This window comes from Microbacterium sp. GCS4, assembly GCF_001262495.1.
In the GTDB taxonomy this organism is placed as follows: Bacteria; Actinomycetota; Actinomycetes; order Actinomycetales; family Microbacteriaceae; genus Microbacterium.
In genome coordinates this window covers 1,305,112-1,323,180 of record NZ_LGYE01000001.1, presented here as the reverse complement: position 1 = coordinate 1,323,180, position 18,069 = coordinate 1,305,112, and the positions used below count along the sequence as shown (strand labels likewise).

The window sequence follows — 18,069 nt, the reverse complement described above, 5'->3', positions numbered from 1 at the left end:
GACGTGGAAGAGGTCTCTGATGCAGGAACGAAGCATGCGGTCGACGAGCACGAGCGAGCGGACGGACGGTGCTCCGCCGTCTCACCGCGGGCGCAGACGGATGGCGGCCGGAGCGGTCGCGGCGGCCATGGTGGGCGGGTTGCTCGCAGCATCCCCCGCGGCTGCCGCTGAGCCGTTCACCGAGCTGATCGACTTCGAGGACTACCAGCGCACGTCCCTGAACGGTCAGGACGGATGGGTCGCCTCGACCGCCCCGCAGGTCGTGGCCGACCCCCTGAACGGGAACAACCAGGTCGTCGAGTCGGTCGGCGGAGGACAGCAGGCCTACCGTGAGATCCCCGCGATCGCCGAGGGCGACACGGGAACGCTGTTCTTCCGGTTCCTGCGCACCGGCAGCGTCGACACCTCGTTCGGGCTCACCGACGTCGACGCGCCGAACGACTACACCCACAGCCGGGCGTACGTGAACAACCAGAACGACGACGTGCTGCGGGTGCGTGACGGCGGGGCGTTCCAGCCTGCCGGCGTGTGGTCGCGCGACGCCTGGCAGTGCGTGTGGATCGTCGCCGACAACGCGAACGACCAGGTCGCGGTGTACAGCCAGGGCGGGCCCTACGAGGAGATCACCCGGTTGCCCGAGGGTACCGAGGAGCAGTTCGGGTTCCGTCAGGCGGTCGACGGCTCACTCGATCGCTTCTTCTGGAAGAACGGGGCGTCCAGCGCCGGCCGGCTGCTGCTCGACGACGTCGCCGTCGACACGAGCCGTGAGAACCTCGCGATCGCCACCGGCAACGAGGGCGACTGCGCGCCGGGGGAGACGCCGGCCCAGCCGCTGCTCAACCCGCTGCCCGACCCCGAGCTCGCCGCGCTCGGCATCGAGGTCACCGAGCTCGCCCAGCTGCCGGAGTCGCAGACGACACCCGCGACGCAGGACCCGCGCCTCGTGCGGCACAACCGCATCACGCACCTCGACGAGGTGCCGGACGGGTCGGGCCGCTTGATGGTGCCCGACAACAACGCGATCCTGTACCTCGTCGACGAGCAGTCCGGCGAGTACGTGCCCTACCTGAACGTACGGGATCAGTTCCTCGACAACTTCCACAACAGCGCGGGGCTCGGCACCGGACTCGGGGCCGCGGAGTTCCATCCGGACTTCGCCGAGAACGGCCTGTTCTACACGGTGCACACCGAGGGCGGTACGGCGCTGACGGAGGACGCCCCCGACTTCCCGGCCTTCGGCAACACGCAGTTCCACAGCGTCATCACCGAGTGGAAGGCCACCGACCCGTCGGCGGCGACCTTCGAGGGCACGCACCGCGAGGTCATGCGCATCCCCTTCGGCGGGCGCGTGCACACCGTGCAGCAGATCGCGTTCAACCCGACCGCGGAACCGGGCAGCGCCGAGCACGGCATCCTGTACATCCTGGTCGGAGACGGCGGCAACGGCGTCGGCAACGGCAACCCGCAGGATCTTGCGACGCCGCAGGGAAAGGTGCTGCGCATCGACCCGACCGGCTCCGACAGCGCGAACGGCGAGTACGGCGTGCCCGCCGACAACCCCTTCGTCGGCCAGGCCGGCGCCCTGCCCGAGATCTACGCGCTGGGCCTCCGCGACCCGCACCGGATCAGCTGGGACCCCGAGGGCGATCACACGATGTACCTGGCTCACATCGGCGAGTGGCAGGTCGAGTCGATCTATGCGGTCGAGCCCGGTGACAACTTCGGCTGGTCGGTGCGGGAGGGATCGTTCCTCGCCGAGAACCGGCAGATCTTCCCGCTCCCGGCCGACGACGCGCAGTACGGCTTCACCTACCCGGTGGCGGCCTACGACCACAACCGCGACCCCGGTCAGACCGGGGACGCCGGCGTGGCCGTGAACGGCGGATTCGTCTATCGCGGCGACATCGCGGAGCTGCAGGGGCGCTACCTGTTCACCGATCTCGTGCGCGGCTGGGTGCTGTCGACCGAGGCCGACGAGATGGTGCGCAACGACGGCGACATCGAGGATCTCGCGACGATCGAGCAGCTGCGGGTCTTCGCCGACGGCGTCGAGACGACGTTCCAGGAGCTCGTCGGCGACACACGCGTCGACCTGCGGTTCGGTTCGGATGCCGACGGCGAGCTGTACCTCGTGTCGAAGGCCAACGGCAAGATCTGGAAGGTGACGGGAGCTCGTGACGCGAGCGCCCCGACGTCTCCGTTCGTGCTCCCCGAGCTCGCGCCGAACGTCGTGACCCGCCACGACTTCGATCATGCGGATGCTGCAGACCCGACGGTCGAGATCGACCAGGGCCGCTCCGGCACCGATATCTCGCTCATCAACGGCGGTGTCGAGATGCGCGTCGCCGACAGCGCCTACCCCGGTGCGGGCAGGGCGCTGCAGACGCAGCAGATGAGTCCGCGCACCGCGTCGAACGACGACTGGAAGGCCGGGGTCTACGACTCCTCGGGCGTCGACTCGCTGTCGGCGTTCGCCGGGGCCGAGCAGGCCGCGGTCATGGGGTGGTTCAAGCCGACCGGCGACCACCCGGCGCCGAACTCGGGCACGGCGAACCCGGATGACGTCTACAACGCGATCGGACTCGCCGGCGTGCTCACGGGCACGTCCGACGGGCACGCCGTGCGAGCGCTGCTCGAGATCATCACGGTCGACGGCGAACTCAAGCTCGTCGCCCTCGGTCGCCGCGTCGACGGGGCAGGGTCGTGGACCTTCGCGGCAGACAGGCCGTGGGACGAGATCCTGAAGAAGGGGCAGTGGGTGCACCTCGCCGCGACCTTCGACTTCGCCGCGGGCGAGATGAAGCTCTTCATGAACGGCGAGGAGCTCGCCGGACGCTACACGGCGGCGAACCCGTGGGGCGAGGGCGCGACGTCCGATACTGCACCCGCCGGCATCAAGATCGGCGGCAGCTTTCCGCAGAATAATCGCGAGGCGAATCCCTTCCACGGCCGCATGGACGACGTGATGCTGCTCGACACCGTGCCCACGGCCGAGCAGATCGCCGCGCAGTACGCGCTCTACGGTGCGGTCCCGAGCGAGCCGCCCGCTCCTGCCCCGTGCACGCCGGACGGCGAGGTCGTCACCGACGTCATGGATGCCGCGAACTGGGCGCCGCGGACTCCCGCGAAGTGGGAGTTCCCCGGCGACGAGATCGTGCTGACCGAACCCGGGACCGACCCCGGTGACGGTATCCGCCGTCCCTTCGAGTACGCCGTGTTGACCGAGGGGGAGGAGCTCGGGACGTTCGACCTCTCGGCCCAGGTGCGGCTCGACGAGAAGGCCTCGGTCAACAACCGCGACGTGATCCTCGTCTTCGGCTGGCAGTCCGACACGGAGTACTACTACGCGCACCTGTCGAAGGACAACACGATCTACCCCCACAACGGCATCTTCAAGGTCGACGGGGCCGACCGTGTCCGCATCGACGATCAGTGGGACGGCACGATCGGCGCCCCGCCCGCCGTCACGGACGAGGAGTGGCACGACGTACGGCTGATCCGCTGCGCCGACACCGGGCAGGTCGCCGTGTACCTCGACGGTCTGTCCGAGCCTCTGATGACCGCGACCGACACGACGTTCCCCTCCGGACGAATCGGCTTCGGCTCCTTCGACAATTTCGGACGCCTGCGGGATCTGACGGTCACGGCAGCCGCCGTCGACGAGGTCGCTCCCCGGGTCACGGTCAAGAGCGAGACCGGGGCGACCGTCGGACGCGACGGCGTGTACAGCAGGGTCTCCTTCAAGCTGTACGACGAAGGCAAGGTCGACCGGCTCACGCTGAACGGAGTGGAGAAGGATCTCTCGGATGCCGCCTGGTCCGACCTCAACGGGGTCGTGCCCGGTGCTTTCGGGGCGGTGGAGGGGGCAAACACTCTCGTGGTGTCTGACCTCGCCGGCAACACCACGACGGTCGCTTTCACTCTCGACGTCACCCCGCCGAGCGTCACGGTCAAGGGCGGATCAGCCCAGACGGTCGGCGGCGACGGTGTGTACAGCAAGGTGTCCTTCAAGCTGCATGATCCGGGCGCAGTGGACCTCGTCGTGCTGAACGGCGTCGTGAAGAACCTCACGGATGCCGTCTGGTCAGATCTCAACGACGTCGTCATCGGGTCGATGGGCGCGGTGGCGGGGGACAACACCCTGGTGGTGCGGGACGTCGCGGGGAACGCGACGACCGTGCGCTTCGCCCTCACCCCCTGACGGGCTGAGATGACGCCGCGGACGGGCCGATCCCTCAGCGGAGGGCCGGCTCGTCCGCCGTCGTCCGTCCCGCGCGGCGAGCTCGCCGGGACTCGCGCACGAGCAGCACGATGGTCGCGGGCACAGAGAGGAGCATGAGGATCTGACCGGCGAGCGCAAGCCCGTTCACGAGCGTGAACCAGTCGGACTCGACGCTGGCCTGCGCCCCGACCTGGAGGAGGTTGTTCCCGAAGTGGACCGCGATCGCCAGCCAGATCCCGCCTGCGCGGCGCGCGAGGTAGCACGCGGTGCCGAGGAAGAACGTGTAGAGAACCTGGAACAGGGTCGATCCCAGCTCGGCTCCGGAGAAGATGTTCAGCAGATGCATGAGCGCGAAGCCCGACGTCGTCAGAAGCCACACCGACCACTCCGGGAAGCGCGAGCCGCGCAGGCCCACGACCGCCACGCCCCGCCAGCCGAACTCCTCCACCGTGGCGACGGCGAGCATGGCGACGGTCTGCATCGCCATCAGCGCCAGGCTCGGGTCGGGGTTCGCGAGGAACCCGACCCCCGCACCACCGAGGAAGACGAACGCAGTGAGCGCCGGAATCACCGCGAGAGCGATCGGGCGGAGACGGCTCGGCTCGACCTGGATCAGCCGCCACCAACCGAGCACCGTGAACAGCGCGGCGAACGCGATGAGCTCGAAGGCGGACTGCCCGAACAGGAAGTCCGCGCCGCCGCCCACCGACTGGAAGAGGGCGCCGATGTCGACGCTCTCCGGCGCCGTGCCTCCGAAAAGCGGGGCGAGGCGATCGACCCCGGGGGCGAGGAGCCAGACCACGAGGATCACGCCGGCGATCCAGGCGACCGGCTCGAGGCGCGGAGAGTATGGCGCGGCGGGGGAGGTGCTGATCGCGCGAAGCGCGGGCAGAGGCGTCATGGGGTTCCTCAGGGCGAAGGCGACGGGGGACGATCCGTCAGCGTAGTGAGTGGGTGTTCACTCGAACCGGGCCCTGATGGTGAACATCACACGCGTGGATACTCCACGCCCGTGAGCCGCTCCGAGAGCGTCCAGATGCGTCGAGCATCGTCCTCGCTCCGCAGCCGCGAGTACAGCGGCTGCTCGGCGGGGGCGCCGCCGAGGTGGGCCGGTCCGCTGGGTCCGTAGAACGCTCCGCCTCGCGCGTCGGGAGACACGGCGGCGTAGAGCGCAGGCAGCGCGGCGGACTCCGGAGTCCCCAGCAGGATGCCGCGCGCCGACAGCCAGCGGATCAGACGCACGTCGACACCGTCCTTCGCGCGGCCGAGCTCGGGGCGGGCGGCGAGCAGACTGGTCGGAGCGACGCCGGGGTGCGCGAGATTGCTGGTGATGCCCCAGTGCCCCAGCCGACTGCGTCGATCCAGTTCGAGGCCGAACAGGCCGAACGCGATCTTCGAGTGGCTGTACGCGCGTCCGCCGCGATACGAGCGCTCCCCGTTCGGGTCGTCCCAGTTGATCGACCCCTGGTTCGCGGAGACGCTCACCTGCGACGTCACCCGCGCTCCGCCCTCGCGCAGCAGCGGCAGCAGGTGCCCGACGAGCGCGAAGTGGCCCAGGTGGTTGGTGCCGAACTGCAGCTCGAAGCCGTCGACCGTGGTCTGTCGCTCCGGAGGCGTCATGACGCCGGCATTGCCCACCAGCACGTGGATCGGTGCCCCGTCGGCACGCATCTCCGCGCCGAAGGACGCGACCGACTCCAGCGACGACAGGTCCATGGGCAGCGTGCGGACGACGGCGTCGGGTGCCTCCGCGCGGATCGCTCGCACCGCGGCATCCCCTTTCGCCGGGTTGCGCACGGGCAGGATCACCTCGGCTCCCGCTCGTGCCAGTCGCGTCGCGATGCGCAGGCCGATCCCGTCGCTGCCGCCGGTCACGACGGCGCGTCGTCCGGTCTGGGTCGGGATGGTGATGTCGATGGTCCGTCGTGCCATGGTGTGCTCCTCGGTGTCGACGTCCACTCTCGCGAACGTTCGAATCCGTATCCAGGACATGACGATCAGTGGATGCCGACACCGCACCGTGTGAGGATCGATCAGAGCAACCAGGGGGACACATGCCGATCGACAGGGACGCACTCGCCGAGTTCCTGCGTCACCGCCGTGAGGTGCTGCAGCCCGAGGACGTGGGGATGCCGCGCGGTGCACGCCGTCGGACGGCCGGACTGCGCCGTGAGGAGGTCGCGGCGCTCAGCCACATGTCGCCGGACTATCTGGCGCGGCTGGAGCGCGGGAGCGGGCCTCAGCCGTCCGAGCAGATGCTCTCGTCGATCGCCCAGGGCCTGCACCTGACGATCGACGAGCGCGATCATCTGTTCCGTCTCGCGGGTCACCGGCCGCCGCAGACCGGAGCGGGGACCGAGCACATCAGCCCCGGCATGCTGCGCATCCTCGACCGACTCGAGGACACGCCGGCGGAGATCGTGACGGAGCTGGGGGAGACTCTGCGCCAGACCCCGCTCGGCGTCGCGCTGACCGGTGACACGGCCGGTCTCACCGGCCCGGAGCGCAGTCTCGGCTTCCGCTGGTTCACGGATCCGCGCACACGAGCGCTGTACCACCCCGACGACCACGACTTCCTCGTGCGGCTCTGGGCCTCGGGGCTCCGCGAGCTCGTCTCGCTGCGCGGTCCGCAGTCGCGAGCGGCCGAGTACAGCCGGCTGCTCATCGAGCGCAGCGCGGAGTTCCGTGCCGCGTGGGAGCGCCAGGAGGTCGGCATCCGTCCTCGGGAGAGCAAACGGTTCGTGCACCCGGATCTCGGCGGGATGGACCTCGCCTGTCAGACTCTCGTCGACCCGGTGTCGTCGCAGCTGCTGCTCGTGTACACGGCCGTGCCGGGGACTGAGAGCCACGAGAAGCTCCAGCTGCTGTCGACGCTCGCACCGCGTACGGCAGGCTGACGACGGTCGCCGTCCGTGCCGCCGAGATCACGTCTCGACGGCACGAACGGCGAGGGACGCGCAGAGCGCGTGTCAGCGGATGACCGATACTGCGCCGGTGATGATCAGCGTGATCGCCGTCGTCCACAGGACGATCGCGGCGGCCTGCCAGATCAGCACGCGGCCCTTGCCGATGCCGGAGGCCGCGAGCATGGTCGCGGTGAAGTGCGTCGGCAGGAGCAGCGGGCCGAGCAGGCTCACGCCGGGCACGCCGTAGCGCTCGAACGCGCGCTGGAACTTCGCACGGCGGGCGGTGCCGCGATCCGACTCGGCGGGGACCTCGTCGATCGATCCCCCGCCGGCGGCCACGGATTCGCGCGAGCGCGACCGGGTCACGATGGCTTTGCGGGCTCCCGCGCCGGCGATCACGAGGATCGCGACGCACAGGAAGTTGCCCACCATGGCGGCGATCGCTGCGACCACCGGGTGGATGCCGCCGATGATGCCGATCGCGGCCGCGCCCTCGCCCTCGATGAAGGGGATGGCGCCGGCCAGTGCGACGATGAGCGGCTGCACGAGCTCGGGGACCTGCGCGACGAGGTTCTGGAACGTCTCGACGAGGTTCATGGTGATGTCTCCTGACGGGTGGGGGAGCGGACTCTCCGCCCCGATGTCCTCAGTCCATCGCGGATGCCGTGCTCGCGGCAGTGTCGGGGCGTCATCGGTTCCCGGGTGCTTCGCCCGTCGCACCCGTGACATGTGTCACGCCCCTATCGTGGGGGAATGAGCAGTCCCTCCCTGGCCGTCGACCGGTTCGGCGACCCTCCGCCCGGTGCCCGTCAGCTCGCGAGGGGTATCACCGCGACCTGGTGGTACACGCTCACCGCGATCGTGTTCCTCGAGCTGTTCCTCGTGCTGATCTGGGCTCTGCGGGTATTCGTCGTTCCGGGCGACGTCGTCGCTCCGCTCGTGGTCGGCGCCGGTGGCCTCGTGTGGTGGCTGTCGACCATCCTTCTGCTCGTCTCCTACCGGCGTGGTGCGGACGGGGAGCCGGTCGCCGCCTGGGTGCGGATCGTGCCGTTCGTCCTCGCCGTCGCGTTCGGCGTCTCCTCCGGTGTCGTGGCGGACAGCTGGCTGCTGGCTGTCATGCCGGTCGCGCAGTCCCTCGTGCTGCTGCACTGGCCGCGGGGCGTGCGGCGGCGGATCGTCCTCTTCGTGACCTTCCTGCTCCTGGTGCTCGCCTTCGTCGACGGCATGCGCGGCACGGTCGATGGCGGCGTGCCGGAGTGGCTGCCGTCTCTCTACGCCGTGACGATCCCGGCGATGTCGGTCAGCTCGCTGTGGTGGTGGGATGTGCTCGTGACGCTCGACCGTGCGCGGGCCTCGGAATCACGGCTCGCGGTGACGCAGGAGCGACTGCGGCTCGCCACCGACGTGCACGACCTGCAGGGGCATCACCTCCAGGTCATCGCGCTGCAGCTCGAGCTCGCCGAGCGGCTCATGGAGCGGGACCCGGATGCCGGTCTCGTGCAGCTGCGGGCCGCGCGCGCGAGCGTCGACGAGGCGCGGCAGGGTACACGCGACCTGGCCACGCGGTTCCGGTCCGTGCCGCTCGGCGACGAGGTCGCGAACGCCCGCGACCTGCTGAGCGCGGCGGGCATCCGCGTCGAGGCGGACATCGCGCAGGATGCCGGTGAGGCACCGGCATCCGCATTGGGTCCCGTGATCCGCGAGACCACGACGAACGTGCTGCGCCATGGCGGAGGCGCCCGTGCACGGCTGTCCCTGCGGCGGGATGCCGGCGGGTGGCGCTACGAGGTGTCGAACGACGTCGACCCGAGAACCGAGCGCGTGGCCGTGGGGTCGGGGCTCGACGGCGTCCGGCGCCGCATCGCGGAGGCGGGCGGCACGATCGTGGTGCGGGACGAGGGGGAGGACTTCACGGTGATCGTGACGGTGCCGGCGGGGGAGATCGCCACGGGGCGAGGGGAGGTCGGTCGATGATCCGTGTGCTGCTCGCCGACGACGAGGGGATGATCCGCTCCGCGCTGGCCGCGCTGCTGCGCCTCGAGGGCGACATCGAGGTCGTCGCGGAGTGCGAGGACGGCGAGCAGGCGGTGGCCGAGGCCTTGCGCCTCGCTCCGGACGTGTGCCTGCTCGACCTGGAGATGCCGGGCCTCGACGGTGTCGAGGTGGCGGAGCGTCTGACCAGGGCGATCGCGACCCGCTGTGTGGTCGTCACGCGTCACGCGCGGCCCGGCGTGCTGCGGCGCGCACTCGCCTCCGGTGTCTCGGGCTTCCTCCCCAAGTCGAGGGGCGCCGACGAGGTGGCCGACGTGATCCGCCGTGTCGCGGCCGGGGGCCGCTACGTGGATCCCGAGATCGCGGCCGACGCGCTGAGCGACGAGCGCTCGCCGCTCACCGATCGCGAGCTCGATGTGTTGCGGGCCGGGCGCCGCGGCGAGACGACGGGGCAGATCGCCCGCACGCTGTCTCTCGCGCCTGGCACGGTGCGCAACCACATCTCGGCGGTGCTCGCGAAGCTGTCGGTCACGACGCGGCAGCAGGCTGTGCTGCTCGCCGAGGAGCGCGGCTGGATCTAGTGGTCGTGCTCGTCCTCGAGGATCATGCCGACCGAGGTGGCGCAGGCATCCCCCTTCCACGCCTCGAGGCCCTCGCGCACCGCGAACACGGCGATGACCAGACCGGCGACCGCGTCGGCCCACCACCACCCGAACACGCTGTTCAGCAGCAGCCCGATCAGCACGGCGGCGGACAGGTATGTGCAGATCAGGGTCTGCTTCGAGTCCGCGACGGCGGTGGCCGATCCGATCTCGGTCCCGGCACGTCGCTCGGCGAAGGACAGGAACGGCATCACGACCACGCTGATCGCGGTGAGCACGATGCCGACCGTGCTGTGCTCCGGGTGCTCGCCGCCGAGCAGCGAGAGCACGGACGACGCCGTGACGTACGCCGCGAGGGCGAAGAACGCGACCGCGATGACACGCAGCGTGGGCTTCTCCCAGCGCTCCGGGTCGCGCCGGGTGAACTGCCAGGCGACGGCGGCCGCCGACAGCACCTCGATGGTCGAGTCCAGGCCGAATCCGATCAGGGCGGCGGAGGAGGCGACCGTTCCGGCGGCGATCGCGACGACGGCCTCGACCACGTTGTAGCCGATCGTGATCGCGACGATGAGGCGGATGCGCCGCTGCAGTGTCGCACGGCGGGTGTCGGTGAGTGCGGTCATCAGCAGGTGCATTCCTCGCCGTCGCAGCAGTCCGGCTCGACCACGAGCACGACCCGCAGGAGCTCGTCGAGCGCGGGGGCGAGGTGAGGGTCGGCCAGTTCGTAGCGGCTGCGGCGACCATCGGCGACGCTCGTCACGAGGCCGCATCCGCGCAGGCACGCGAGGTGGTTCGACAGCGCCTGTCGACTGACGTCGAGTTCATCGGCGAGGTCGGACGGGTACGCGGGGGCGGTGCGCAGGGCGAGCAGGATCGCGGCGCGCGTCGCGTCAGAGAGTGCGTGCCCGAGGCGTGCGACCGCGGCGGTGTGCGAGAGGGATGCCGAGAGAGTCACGCTCTCGATAGTACATTGAACAGTGAATTCAGTGATCAATGAATAAACGCAACACCCCCGAAACGAGGTGTCGATACCGTGTGAGCAACGAAGAGGAGGACCGATGGTCGTGACGATCCACAGGGTCGACTGGGGACACCCGGATGCCGAGCGGCTGCGTGCCGCGCAGCGGGCCGAGCTCGACGCCCGCTACGGCAGCGACGATCACGAGCCCGGCATCATCCCCTCCGGCGACGACGTGCCCGTGTTCCTCATCGCGCGCGGCGCTGACGGCGACGCGATCGTGTGCGGCGGGCTCCGGCCGCTCGACGAACCCGTACTCGGAGACGCCGTCGCGGAGATCAAGCGCATGTACGCCGCTCCCGAGGCACGGGGCACTGGTGCGGCGACTGCGCTGTTGCGAGGGCTGGAAGACGAGGCACGTGCGCTCGGCATCCGTCGTCTCGTGCTCGAGACCGGCACGGGGCAACCCGACGCGGTGCGCTTCTACACCCGCGAGGGGTATGCGTCGATCCCGCTCTACGGGCACTATGTCGGCAGCGAGCTGTCTCTGTGCTTCGCGAAGGACCTCACCGTCTGAGGCGCCTCAGAGCGACGGTCCGACGATCGCCGCCGACTCGGGTGCGAGCGTGATCCGGTCGTCCTGCATCCGCGCCCCGGAGGTCTCCAGCAGGACGGCGTCGCCGGGGCGCACCTCGAAGTCGACGTCGCCCGCCGTGAGGTTCACGAGCACCGCGACCGCGCCCCTGTCGATCCGGAACGCCCGAGCGTCGACAGCCGCATCCGGGTGCTCGACGATCGCACGGGTGTGAGTCATGTCGGGATCGGTGAACTCCGGACGTTCGCGGCGCAGTGCCGTCAGGCGCCGGTACAGCGACAGGAGGTCGGCATGCTCCGGTCGATCGATCTCCTCCCACCCTAGGTGCGAGCGTTCGTATGTCGCCGGATCCTGCGGGTCGGGAACCTGCGACGGATCCCAGCCCATCCTCGCGAACTCAGCGATGCGGCCCTCCGCGGTCGCGCGGCCGAGCTCCGGCTCCGGATGTGAGGTGAAGAACTGCCACGGCGTCGACGCGCCCCACTCCTCGCCCATGAAGAGCATCGGCGTGCCCGGCGCCGTGAGGGTCAGGACCGCCGCCACCGCGAGCCGACCGGGCGAGAGGGTCGCCGAGAGGCGGTCGCCCGCGGCGCGGTTGCCGATCTGGTCGTGGTCCTGCGCGAAGGTGACAAGCCGCCAGGCCGGGACCGTCGCGGGGATCGGCGAACCGTGTTCGCGCTCACGGAACGACGAGTATGTGCCGTCGTGGAAGAACCCGCTCTGCGACACCTTCACGAGCGCCTCGGGATCGGCGAAGTCCTCGTAGTACCCGGCGGTCTCGCCGGTCAGAGCGACGTGCACGGCGTGATGCCAGTCGTCCGACCACTGCGCGGTGAGCCCGTAGCCGCCGGCTTCGCGCGGAAGGATCAGCGTCGGATCGTTCAGGTCCGACTCGGCGATCAGGGTCAGCGGGCGGCCGAGGTGCGCCGACAGCGCATCGACGCGCTCAGACAGCTCGCGCAGCAGGTGCGTCGGGCTCGCATCGTGCAGGGCGTGCACGGCATCCAGTCGCAGCCCGTCGACGTGGTAGTCGCGCAGCCACATCAGGGCATTCTCGATGATGTACTCGCGGACCTCGTGCTCGTCGAGGTTCACCGACGCGCCCCACGTGTTGCTCTGACCGTCGCGCAGGTACGGTCCGAACTCGGGCAGGTAGTTGCCGCTCGGGCCGAGGTGGTTGTAGACCACATCCTGGATCACGGCCAGGCCCCGATCATGGGCGGCCTCGACGAAGCGCTGGTAGGCGGCCGGGCCGCCGTACCCCTCGTGCACGGCGTACCAGAGCACCCCGTCATAGCCCCAGTTCCACTCGCCGTTGAAGTCGTTGATCGGCAGCAGCTCGACGTGCGTGACCCCGAGGTCTGTGAGGTGGTCGAGTCGGCCGATCAGCGCATCCAGGGTGCCCTCGGGTGTGAAGGTGCCGACGTGCAGCTCGTAGATCACCGCCCCCGCGAGTTGACGGCCGGTCCACGACCGGTCGTCCCACTCGAAGAGACCCGTGTCGAACACGGCCGACGGACCGTGCACCCCGCCCGGCTGACGCAGCGAGCGGGGATCCGGACGCAGTTCGTCGCTCTCGCCCAGGAGGAAGCCGTAGCGCTCGCCCTCCGGCAGATCCAGCGCGGCGACCCACCAGCCGGGCCGGCGGTCGTCGCGAGCGAGGTCGTGCTCGCCGATCACCGCACCGCCCGGTGTCAGTCGACGCAGGCGGACCCGTTCGGCTCGCGGAGCCCAGACGCCGATCATCGCTCGTCCACCAGCAGCGCCACCGGGTAGGTGTCCAGCAGCTCGTCCAGCCGTACCGGCCCCGGCGCGATCCGACGACCGGTGAGGACGTCGGTCGCGGGCAGGTCGTGGCGCAGCAGCACCGTGTCTCCCCATCCGCCGCGCTTCTCGAGAGCGACCGGCAGACGCGTCGCGACCGCGAGCGCGCCACCGCGGTCCATCGCGACCACATGATCGGATGCCGCGCCGGCGGCGACCCCCGCCCGGTAGCGCTCGAACAGCTCCGGGTGGTCTCGGCGCAGGCGCAGCGTGCGGGACGTCACGAGCATCTTCGCCAGGCCGGAGTCGTCGATCGGCGGCAGCGCGCCACGCGCCACGTCGGCGTCGAGACGGCGCAGCATCCGCTCCCTCTCTCCGAAGTCCACGGGTCTGCGATTGTCGGGGTCCACGAGCGAGTGGTCCCACAGCTCTGTGCCCTGGTAGACGTCCGGCACGCCGGGTGCCGCAAGCTGCAGCAGCTTCGCGGCGAGCGAGTTGCTGCGTCCATAGCCGACGATCTCCTGGACGAAACCGTCGAGGATTCGGCTGGCCGCGCCGTTCGCCGCTTCGGCGATCGCGACGACCCCCTTCTCGAACTCCTCGTCGGGATGCTGCCAGGTGGTGCCCTCGGCTGCCTCTCTGGCCGCCTTCAGGCCGTACTGCTGCAGCCGTTCGGTCGAGATCGGCCACGCGCCGACCGCGGCCTGCCACAGGAGGGCATCGAGCGGACCGTGGCCGGTCGACGCGATCGTCCGCAGCTCGGTGAGCACCTCGCCCCAGCGTTCGGGCACCTCGGCGAGCACGGAGAGACGTGCCCGGACGTCCTCGGAGCGCTTGGTGTCGTGCGTCGACAGGGTCGTCATCGAGTGCGGCCATGATGCGAGTCGAGCGCGCTGCGCCTCGTGGAAGTCGGCGACCGACAGCGAGGCGATCGACGGATCCGCGCCGACCTCGGTGAGCGTGCCCAAGCGGGTGAAGCGGTAGAACGCGGTGTCCTCGACGCCCTTGGCCATCACGGCGCCGCTGACCTGCGGGAAGCGCTCCGCGACCTCGAGCGTCGTGTCGAGAAGCAGTGGGGTCAGTTCGCCGATCGCCTCCGCGAGGTCGGGTCGACGGAGAGCGGCGGCGTCGATGGCCCCCTGCAGATGCTCGCGGCCCGCCGGGAGGTAGGAGCGGTAGACGGGGAAGGCGGCGATGATCTCCGCGAGCGCGTACTTCGCTGCGACCACACCGTGCGGTAGCGAGCGGACGAGGCGATGGATCTCCGACTGCAGGATGCTCTCGGCGACCATCCGCTTCGTCGAGACCGTCAGATCGTGCCACGCCTCCAGAGCAGGCAGATCGGACTCGCGCCGCAGACGTGCGTCGAGGTCGTCGAGTCGCGCGACGCCCGCGCCGTCGACCAGCACGCGGTCGATCTCCGCGAGGGCGTCGTACCCGGTCGTGCCGTCGGTGCGCCACCACGACGGCAGCTCCTCGCCGGGTTCCAGGATCTTCTCGACCAGCGTGTACGCAGCGCCCGTCGCATCCGCGAGGTCCTCGAGGTAGCCGGCCGGGTCGACGAGACCGTCGGGGTGGTCGACGCGCAGGCCGTCGGTGAGACCCTCGGTGATCCACCGGACGATCTCCCGGTGTGACTCCTCGAACACGTCGGGGAGTTCCACCCGGATGCCGGCGAGCTCCGGCACCGCGAAGAACCGGCGGTAGTTGAGCTCGGCGTTCTGGTCCTCCCAGAACCGCAGCTCGTAGTGCTGTGCGTCGAGCAGCGCGGGAAGGTCGTCGGCGAGGGCGCCGGAGCCGGGCGCGAGGGGGAGCACGTGCTCGAAGTAGCTCAGCACGCCGTCGGGTGCGTCGTCGGCCGGGGAAGCGTCGACGACGATGTCGCCGGCCGACAGCACCTCCGGCAGGGTCGAGCCGAGGATCGGGAGTCGGACGCGCCCGTCTCCCAGCCGACGATCCACATCGAACGCGACCGCGTGCCGTGATGCGCGACCGAGACGCAGCATGTCCCACCACCACGGATTGTCGCGAGGGCTCCCGACGCCGACATGGTTGGGCACGATGTCGACGAGGATGCCGAGACCGGCCGTGCGAGCTGCGGTGGCGAACCGGTCGAGTCCTTCCCTCCCACCCCGCGCCTCGTCGATCCTCGAGTGGTCGACGACGTCGTAGCCGTGGTCGGAGCCGGGTGTCGCAGCCAGCAGCGGCGAGAGGTACGCCCACGACGCCCCGAGCGCAGCCAGGTACGGCGTGGTCGCCGCCGCGTCGTCGAGCGTGAAGCCGGATCGGATCTGAAGGCGGTAGGTCGAGAGCGGCCGACGGGTCACCGACGGACCTCCGGAGCGGGAGCGGGAGCGGGCTCCGAGCGCTCTGTCTGCATCCGCAGCGAGGCGTCGACCGACACGTCGGTCGGCTCCTCCGTCTCGGCCGCCTCGCGCAGGACGAGGAGCGACGTCGGCTCGAGCGTGATCGCGGCTCCGGCGGCGAGGGCGTGCTCGCCCGCGCGTTCGCCGTAGGTGTCCACCACGATGTCCCACGCCGCGCCGTGCCGCGCGTCCGGGAGCACCCCGTCGACGGCATCCGTCCCGCTGTGGAAGTAGACCAGGAAGTTCTGGTCCGTCACGGGCTGGCCGCGGCGATCCTTTTCGCGGATGCCCTGTCCGTTGAGGAAGACGCCGACCGCGAGTCCGAAGCCGTTGTCCCAGTCCTCGGGTTCCATGCGGCGGCCGTCGGGCCGCAGCCACACCACGTCGGGCACGCGCTCGCCGTCCTCGGAGCGCACGGGGCGACCGTCGAAGAAGCGACTGCGACGGAAAGTGGGGTGGTTGCGGCGCAGCTTGGCGACCGCCGCGGTGAACTCGACGAGCGGCAGGTCGGCCGACTCCCAGTCCACCCACGTGATCTCGTTGTCCTGCGCGTATCCGTTGTTGTTGCCGTGCTGCGTGCGGCCCAGCTCGTCGCCGTGAGCGATCATCGGCACGCCCTGCGAGAGCAGCAGCGTGGCGAGGAAGTTGCGCTGCTGGCGAGCGCGCATCCGGTTGATGCCCTCGTCGTCGGTGGGGCCCTCGACGCCGTTGTTCGCGGAGCGGTTGTGCGATTCGCCGTCGTTGTTGTCCTCTCCGTTGGCCTCGTTGTGCTTCTCGTCATAGGAGACGAGGTCGCGCAGAGTGAAGCCGTCGTGAGCGGTGACGAAGTTGATCGACGCCACGGGGCGACGCCCGGAATGCTCGTACAGGTCCGCGGAACCCGTCAACCGCGAGGCGAACTCGCCGAGGGCCTGCGGCTCCCCACGCCAGAAGTCGCGCACGGTGTCGCGGTATTTGCCGTTCCACTCCGTCCACTGCGGCGGGAAGTTGCCGACCTGGTAGCCGCCGGGGCCCACGTCCCACGGCTCCGCGATGAGCTTGACCTGCGAGACCACCGGGTCCTGCTGCACGAGCTCGAAGAACGCGGCGAGCCGGTCGACGTCGTAGAACTCCCGCGCCAGAGTCGATGCCAGGTCGAAGCGGAAGCCGTCGACGTGCATCTCCGTCACCCAGTAGCGCAGCGAGTCCATGATGAGCTGCAAGGAGTGCGGGTTGCCGGCGTTGAGGCTGTTGCCTGTACCTGTGTAGTCGGTGTAGAAGCGGCGGTCCTCCTCGAGTCGGTAGTAGGCCTCGTTGTCGATGCCGCGCATCGAGAGCGTCGGCCCGAGGTGGTTCCCCTCCGCGGTGTGGTTGTAGACGACGTCGAGGATGACCTCGATGCCCGCCGCGTGCAGCGCCCGCACCATGGCCTTGAACTCCTGCACCTGCTCGCCGTGCTGACCGCTCGAAGAGTACTCGTTGTGCGGAGCGAGGAACGCCAGGGTGTTGTATCCCCAGTAGTTCGACAGCCCCTTCTCCTCGAGCGTCGAGTCGTGCACGAACTGGTGCACGGGCATGAGCTCGATCGCTGTGACGCCGAGATGCACGAGGTGGTCGATGACCGCCGGGTGCGCGATCCCCGCGTACGTCCCGCGCAGCTCCTCGGGGATGTCCGGATGCTGCTGCGTCAGACCCTTGACGTGCGCCTCGTAGATGATGCTCTGCGCGTAGGGGATCTTGGGCAGCCGGTCTCCCGCCCATTCGAAGAACGGGTTGATGACCACGCCCTTCACCATGGCAGCGGCCGAATCCTCGTCGTTGCGCGAGTCCGGCTCGCCGAAGTCGTACCCGAACAGCGACTGCCCCCAGTCCAGTCGACCGGCGACCGCCTTCGCGTAGGGGTCGAGCACGAGCTTGTGGGGGTTGAAGCGTCGTCCCTGAGCGGGGTCGTGAGGCCCGTGGACACGGTAGCCGTAGAGCTGACCGGGCTGGACGGTGGGCAGGTAGCCGTGCCACACGAAGGCGTCGACCTCGTCGAGCGGGATCCGTTCCTCCGTGCCGTCGTCGTCGAACAGACACAGCTCCACGCGCTCGGCGCCCTCACTGAACAGTGCGAAGTTCGTCCCCTGCCCGTCGAAGGTCGCACCGAGAGGGTAGGGCGACCCGGGCCAGATCTCGCGGCTCACAGAGCGCGCCGAGCCGATGCGGCGCGGTGCAGGACGATCCGCACCGCGTCGTGGAAGTCGTGCACCTGCGCGACCTCTTCCGCCATGGCGTAGGCCATGCCGACGTAGCAGACGAACACCGGAGCGATGTGCTCGACGTATCCGACGGGCCCGTCGTGCAGGACGACGTACCGGTCGATGTCCACGCGCTCGAAGAGAGCCTCGGGAGCCGGCGCCGGGGCAGCGGCATCCTGGAGGATGTCTTCGTGAGCGCCGGTGCTCTGTTCGTCATGTGCGGTGGGGATGTGCGCAGCCATGATGTCTCCCGATTCTTCTGTTGTGGGCTTCACCCTAGATGCGGATCCGTCGCTATGGAATCCCCATTGCCTCGGACGCGTTCAGGCGCTAGGGAGTGTGATCGACACCGGTCGGCGGGTAGGCTGGGCGCATGATAGACAGCGCGCCCGCCGTGATGGGGCGCACCCTCGTGTTCCGCGACCGCCGCGCCTGACGGCGCGCT

At 69.8% G+C, this 18,069-nt stretch carries 14 protein-coding genes; 5 read left to right on the top strand and 9 right to left on the bottom strand.

The features are described 5' to 3' along the window. The first annotated feature begins 34 nt into the window (after positions 1-34). On the top strand, positions 35-4,201 hold the full coding sequence (locus AKH00_RS06430; RefSeq protein WP_050721798.1) for a PQQ-dependent sugar dehydrogenase: 4,167 nt from the start codon (positions 35-37) through the stop codon (positions 4,199-4,201). Between the two features lie 34 nt (positions 4,202-4,235). Here AKH00_RS06430 and AKH00_RS06425 read toward each other — a convergent pair whose 3' ends face one another. Further along, on the bottom strand, positions 4,236-5,123 hold the full coding sequence (locus tag AKH00_RS06425; protein WP_050721797.1) for a CPBP family intramembrane glutamic endopeptidase: 888 nt from the start codon (positions 5,121-5,123) through the stop codon (positions 4,236-4,238). 86 nt (positions 5,124-5,209) lie between these two features. Beyond that, a complete protein-coding gene (locus AKH00_RS06420; protein WP_050722089.1) occupies positions 5,210-6,154 on the bottom strand; it encodes an SDR family oxidoreductase in 945 nt (314 codons plus the stop codon). 122 nt (positions 6,155-6,276) lie between these two features. Between AKH00_RS06420 and AKH00_RS06415 the strand changes: the two genes are divergently transcribed. After that, positions 6,277-7,119, top strand: a complete 843-nt coding sequence (locus AKH00_RS06415) for a helix-turn-helix transcriptional regulator (protein ID WP_050721796.1) — start codon at positions 6,277-6,279, stop codon at positions 7,117-7,119. A 72-nt stretch (positions 7,120-7,191) separates the two neighbouring features. Here AKH00_RS06415 and AKH00_RS06410 read toward each other — a convergent pair whose 3' ends face one another. Beyond that, positions 7,192-7,725: a hypothetical protein gene (locus AKH00_RS06410; RefSeq protein WP_050721795.1), complete on the bottom strand. Its 534-nt coding sequence runs from the start codon at positions 7,723-7,725 to the stop codon at positions 7,192-7,194. A gap of 156 nt (positions 7,726-7,881) precedes the next feature. On the opposite strand from AKH00_RS06410, the gene AKH00_RS06405 reads away from it, so the two are divergent. Continuing rightward, a complete protein-coding gene (locus AKH00_RS06405; protein ID WP_050721794.1) occupies positions 7,882-9,102 on the top strand; it encodes a sensor histidine kinase in 1,221 nt (406 codons plus the stop codon). Continuing rightward, positions 9,099-9,701: a response regulator transcription factor gene (locus tag AKH00_RS06400; RefSeq protein WP_050721793.1), complete on the top strand. Its 603-nt coding sequence runs from the start codon at positions 9,099-9,101 to the stop codon at positions 9,699-9,701. The genes AKH00_RS06405 and AKH00_RS06400 overlap by 4 nt, the downstream gene beginning before the upstream one ends. Here the strand turns inward: AKH00_RS06400 and AKH00_RS06395 are convergent. Together AKH00_RS06395 and AKH00_RS06390 are read right to left on the bottom strand one after the other, a co-directional pair. Then, complete coding sequence (locus AKH00_RS06395) at positions 9,698-10,345, bottom strand: cation diffusion facilitator family transporter (RefSeq protein ID WP_050721792.1); 648 nt, start codon at positions 10,343-10,345, stop codon at positions 9,698-9,700. The two genes, AKH00_RS06400 and AKH00_RS06395, sit on opposite strands and share 4 nt — an antisense overlap. Then, positions 10,345-10,686, bottom strand: coding sequence for an ArsR/SmtB family transcription factor (locus tag AKH00_RS06390; RefSeq protein WP_082297481.1), 342 nt, complete (start codon positions 10,684-10,686; stop codon positions 10,345-10,347). Before AKH00_RS06390 ends, AKH00_RS06395 begins: the two co-directional genes overlap by 1 nt. Before the next feature lie 94 nt (positions 10,687-10,780). Here AKH00_RS06390 and AKH00_RS06385 point away from each other — a divergent pair, with 94 nt between their 5' ends. Beyond that, positions 10,781-11,257, top strand: a complete 477-nt coding sequence (locus AKH00_RS06385; protein WP_050721790.1) for a GNAT family N-acetyltransferase — start codon at positions 10,781-10,783, stop codon at positions 11,255-11,257. Between the two features lie 6 nt (positions 11,258-11,263). Here the strand turns inward: AKH00_RS06385 and treZ are convergent, their stop codons facing one another. Genes treZ through AKH00_RS06365 form a run of 4 tightly spaced genes read right to left on the bottom strand, consistent with a single transcriptional unit; the run spans position 11,264 to position 17,866 of the window. Next, entirely contained in the window at positions 11,264-13,021 is a 1,758-nt protein-coding gene (treZ, locus tag AKH00_RS06380; protein ID WP_050721789.1) for a malto-oligosyltrehalose trehalohydrolase, read from the bottom strand. Continuing rightward, positions 13,018-15,366, bottom strand: coding sequence for a malto-oligosyltrehalose synthase (gene treY / locus AKH00_RS06375; RefSeq protein ID WP_050721788.1), 2,349 nt, complete (start codon positions 15,364-15,366; stop codon positions 13,018-13,020). Before treY ends, treZ begins: the two co-directional genes overlap by 4 nt. Further along, on the bottom strand, positions 15,363-17,570 hold the full coding sequence (gene glgX / locus AKH00_RS06370) for a glycogen debranching protein GlgX (RefSeq protein WP_050721787.1): 2,208 nt from the start codon (positions 17,568-17,570) through the stop codon (positions 15,363-15,365). Before glgX ends, treY begins: the two co-directional genes overlap by 4 nt. After that, positions 17,567-17,866 (bottom strand): hypothetical protein, encoded by a 300-nt coding sequence (locus AKH00_RS06365; protein ID WP_050721786.1) that lies wholly within the window; start codon positions 17,864-17,866, stop codon positions 17,567-17,569. Before AKH00_RS06365 ends, glgX begins: the two co-directional genes overlap by 4 nt. Between the last annotated feature and the right edge of the window lie 203 nt (positions 17,867-18,069).

Excerpts from the sequence above, each read along its gene's own strand:
- AKH00_RS06430 (WP_050721798.1), top strand. The coding sequence starts at position 35 with ATGCGGTCGACGAGCACGAGCGAGCGGACGGACGGTGCTCCGCCGTCT.
- AKH00_RS06425 (WP_050721797.1), bottom strand. The coding sequence starts at position 5,123 with ATGACGCCTCTGCCCGCGCTTCGCGCGATCAGCACCTCCCCCGCCGCG.
- AKH00_RS06420 (WP_050722089.1), bottom strand. The coding sequence starts at position 6,154 with ATGGCACGACGGACCATCGACATCACCATCCCGACCCAGACCGGACGA.
- AKH00_RS06415 (WP_050721796.1), top strand. The coding sequence starts at position 6,277 with ATGCCGATCGACAGGGACGCACTCGCCGAGTTCCTGCGTCACCGCCGT.
- AKH00_RS06410 (WP_050721795.1), bottom strand. The coding sequence starts at position 7,725 with ATGAACCTCGTCGAGACGTTCCAGAACCTCGTCGCGCAGGTCCCCGAG.
- AKH00_RS06405 (WP_050721794.1), top strand. The coding sequence starts at position 7,882 with ATGAGCAGTCCCTCCCTGGCCGTCGACCGGTTCGGCGACCCTCCGCCC.
- AKH00_RS06400 (WP_050721793.1), top strand. The coding sequence starts at position 9,099 with ATGATCCGTGTGCTGCTCGCCGACGACGAGGGGATGATCCGCTCCGCG.
- AKH00_RS06395 (WP_050721792.1), bottom strand. The coding sequence starts at position 10,345 with ATGACCGCACTCACCGACACCCGCCGTGCGACACTGCAGCGGCGCATC.
- AKH00_RS06385 (WP_050721790.1), top strand. The coding sequence starts at position 10,781 with ATGGTCGTGACGATCCACAGGGTCGACTGGGGACACCCGGATGCCGAG.
- treZ (WP_050721789.1), bottom strand. The coding sequence starts at position 13,021 with ATGATCGGCGTCTGGGCTCCGCGAGCCGAACGGGTCCGCCTGCGTCGA.
- AKH00_RS06365 (WP_050721786.1), bottom strand. The coding sequence starts at position 17,866 with ATGGCTGCGCACATCCCCACCGCACATGACGAACAGAGCACCGGCGCT.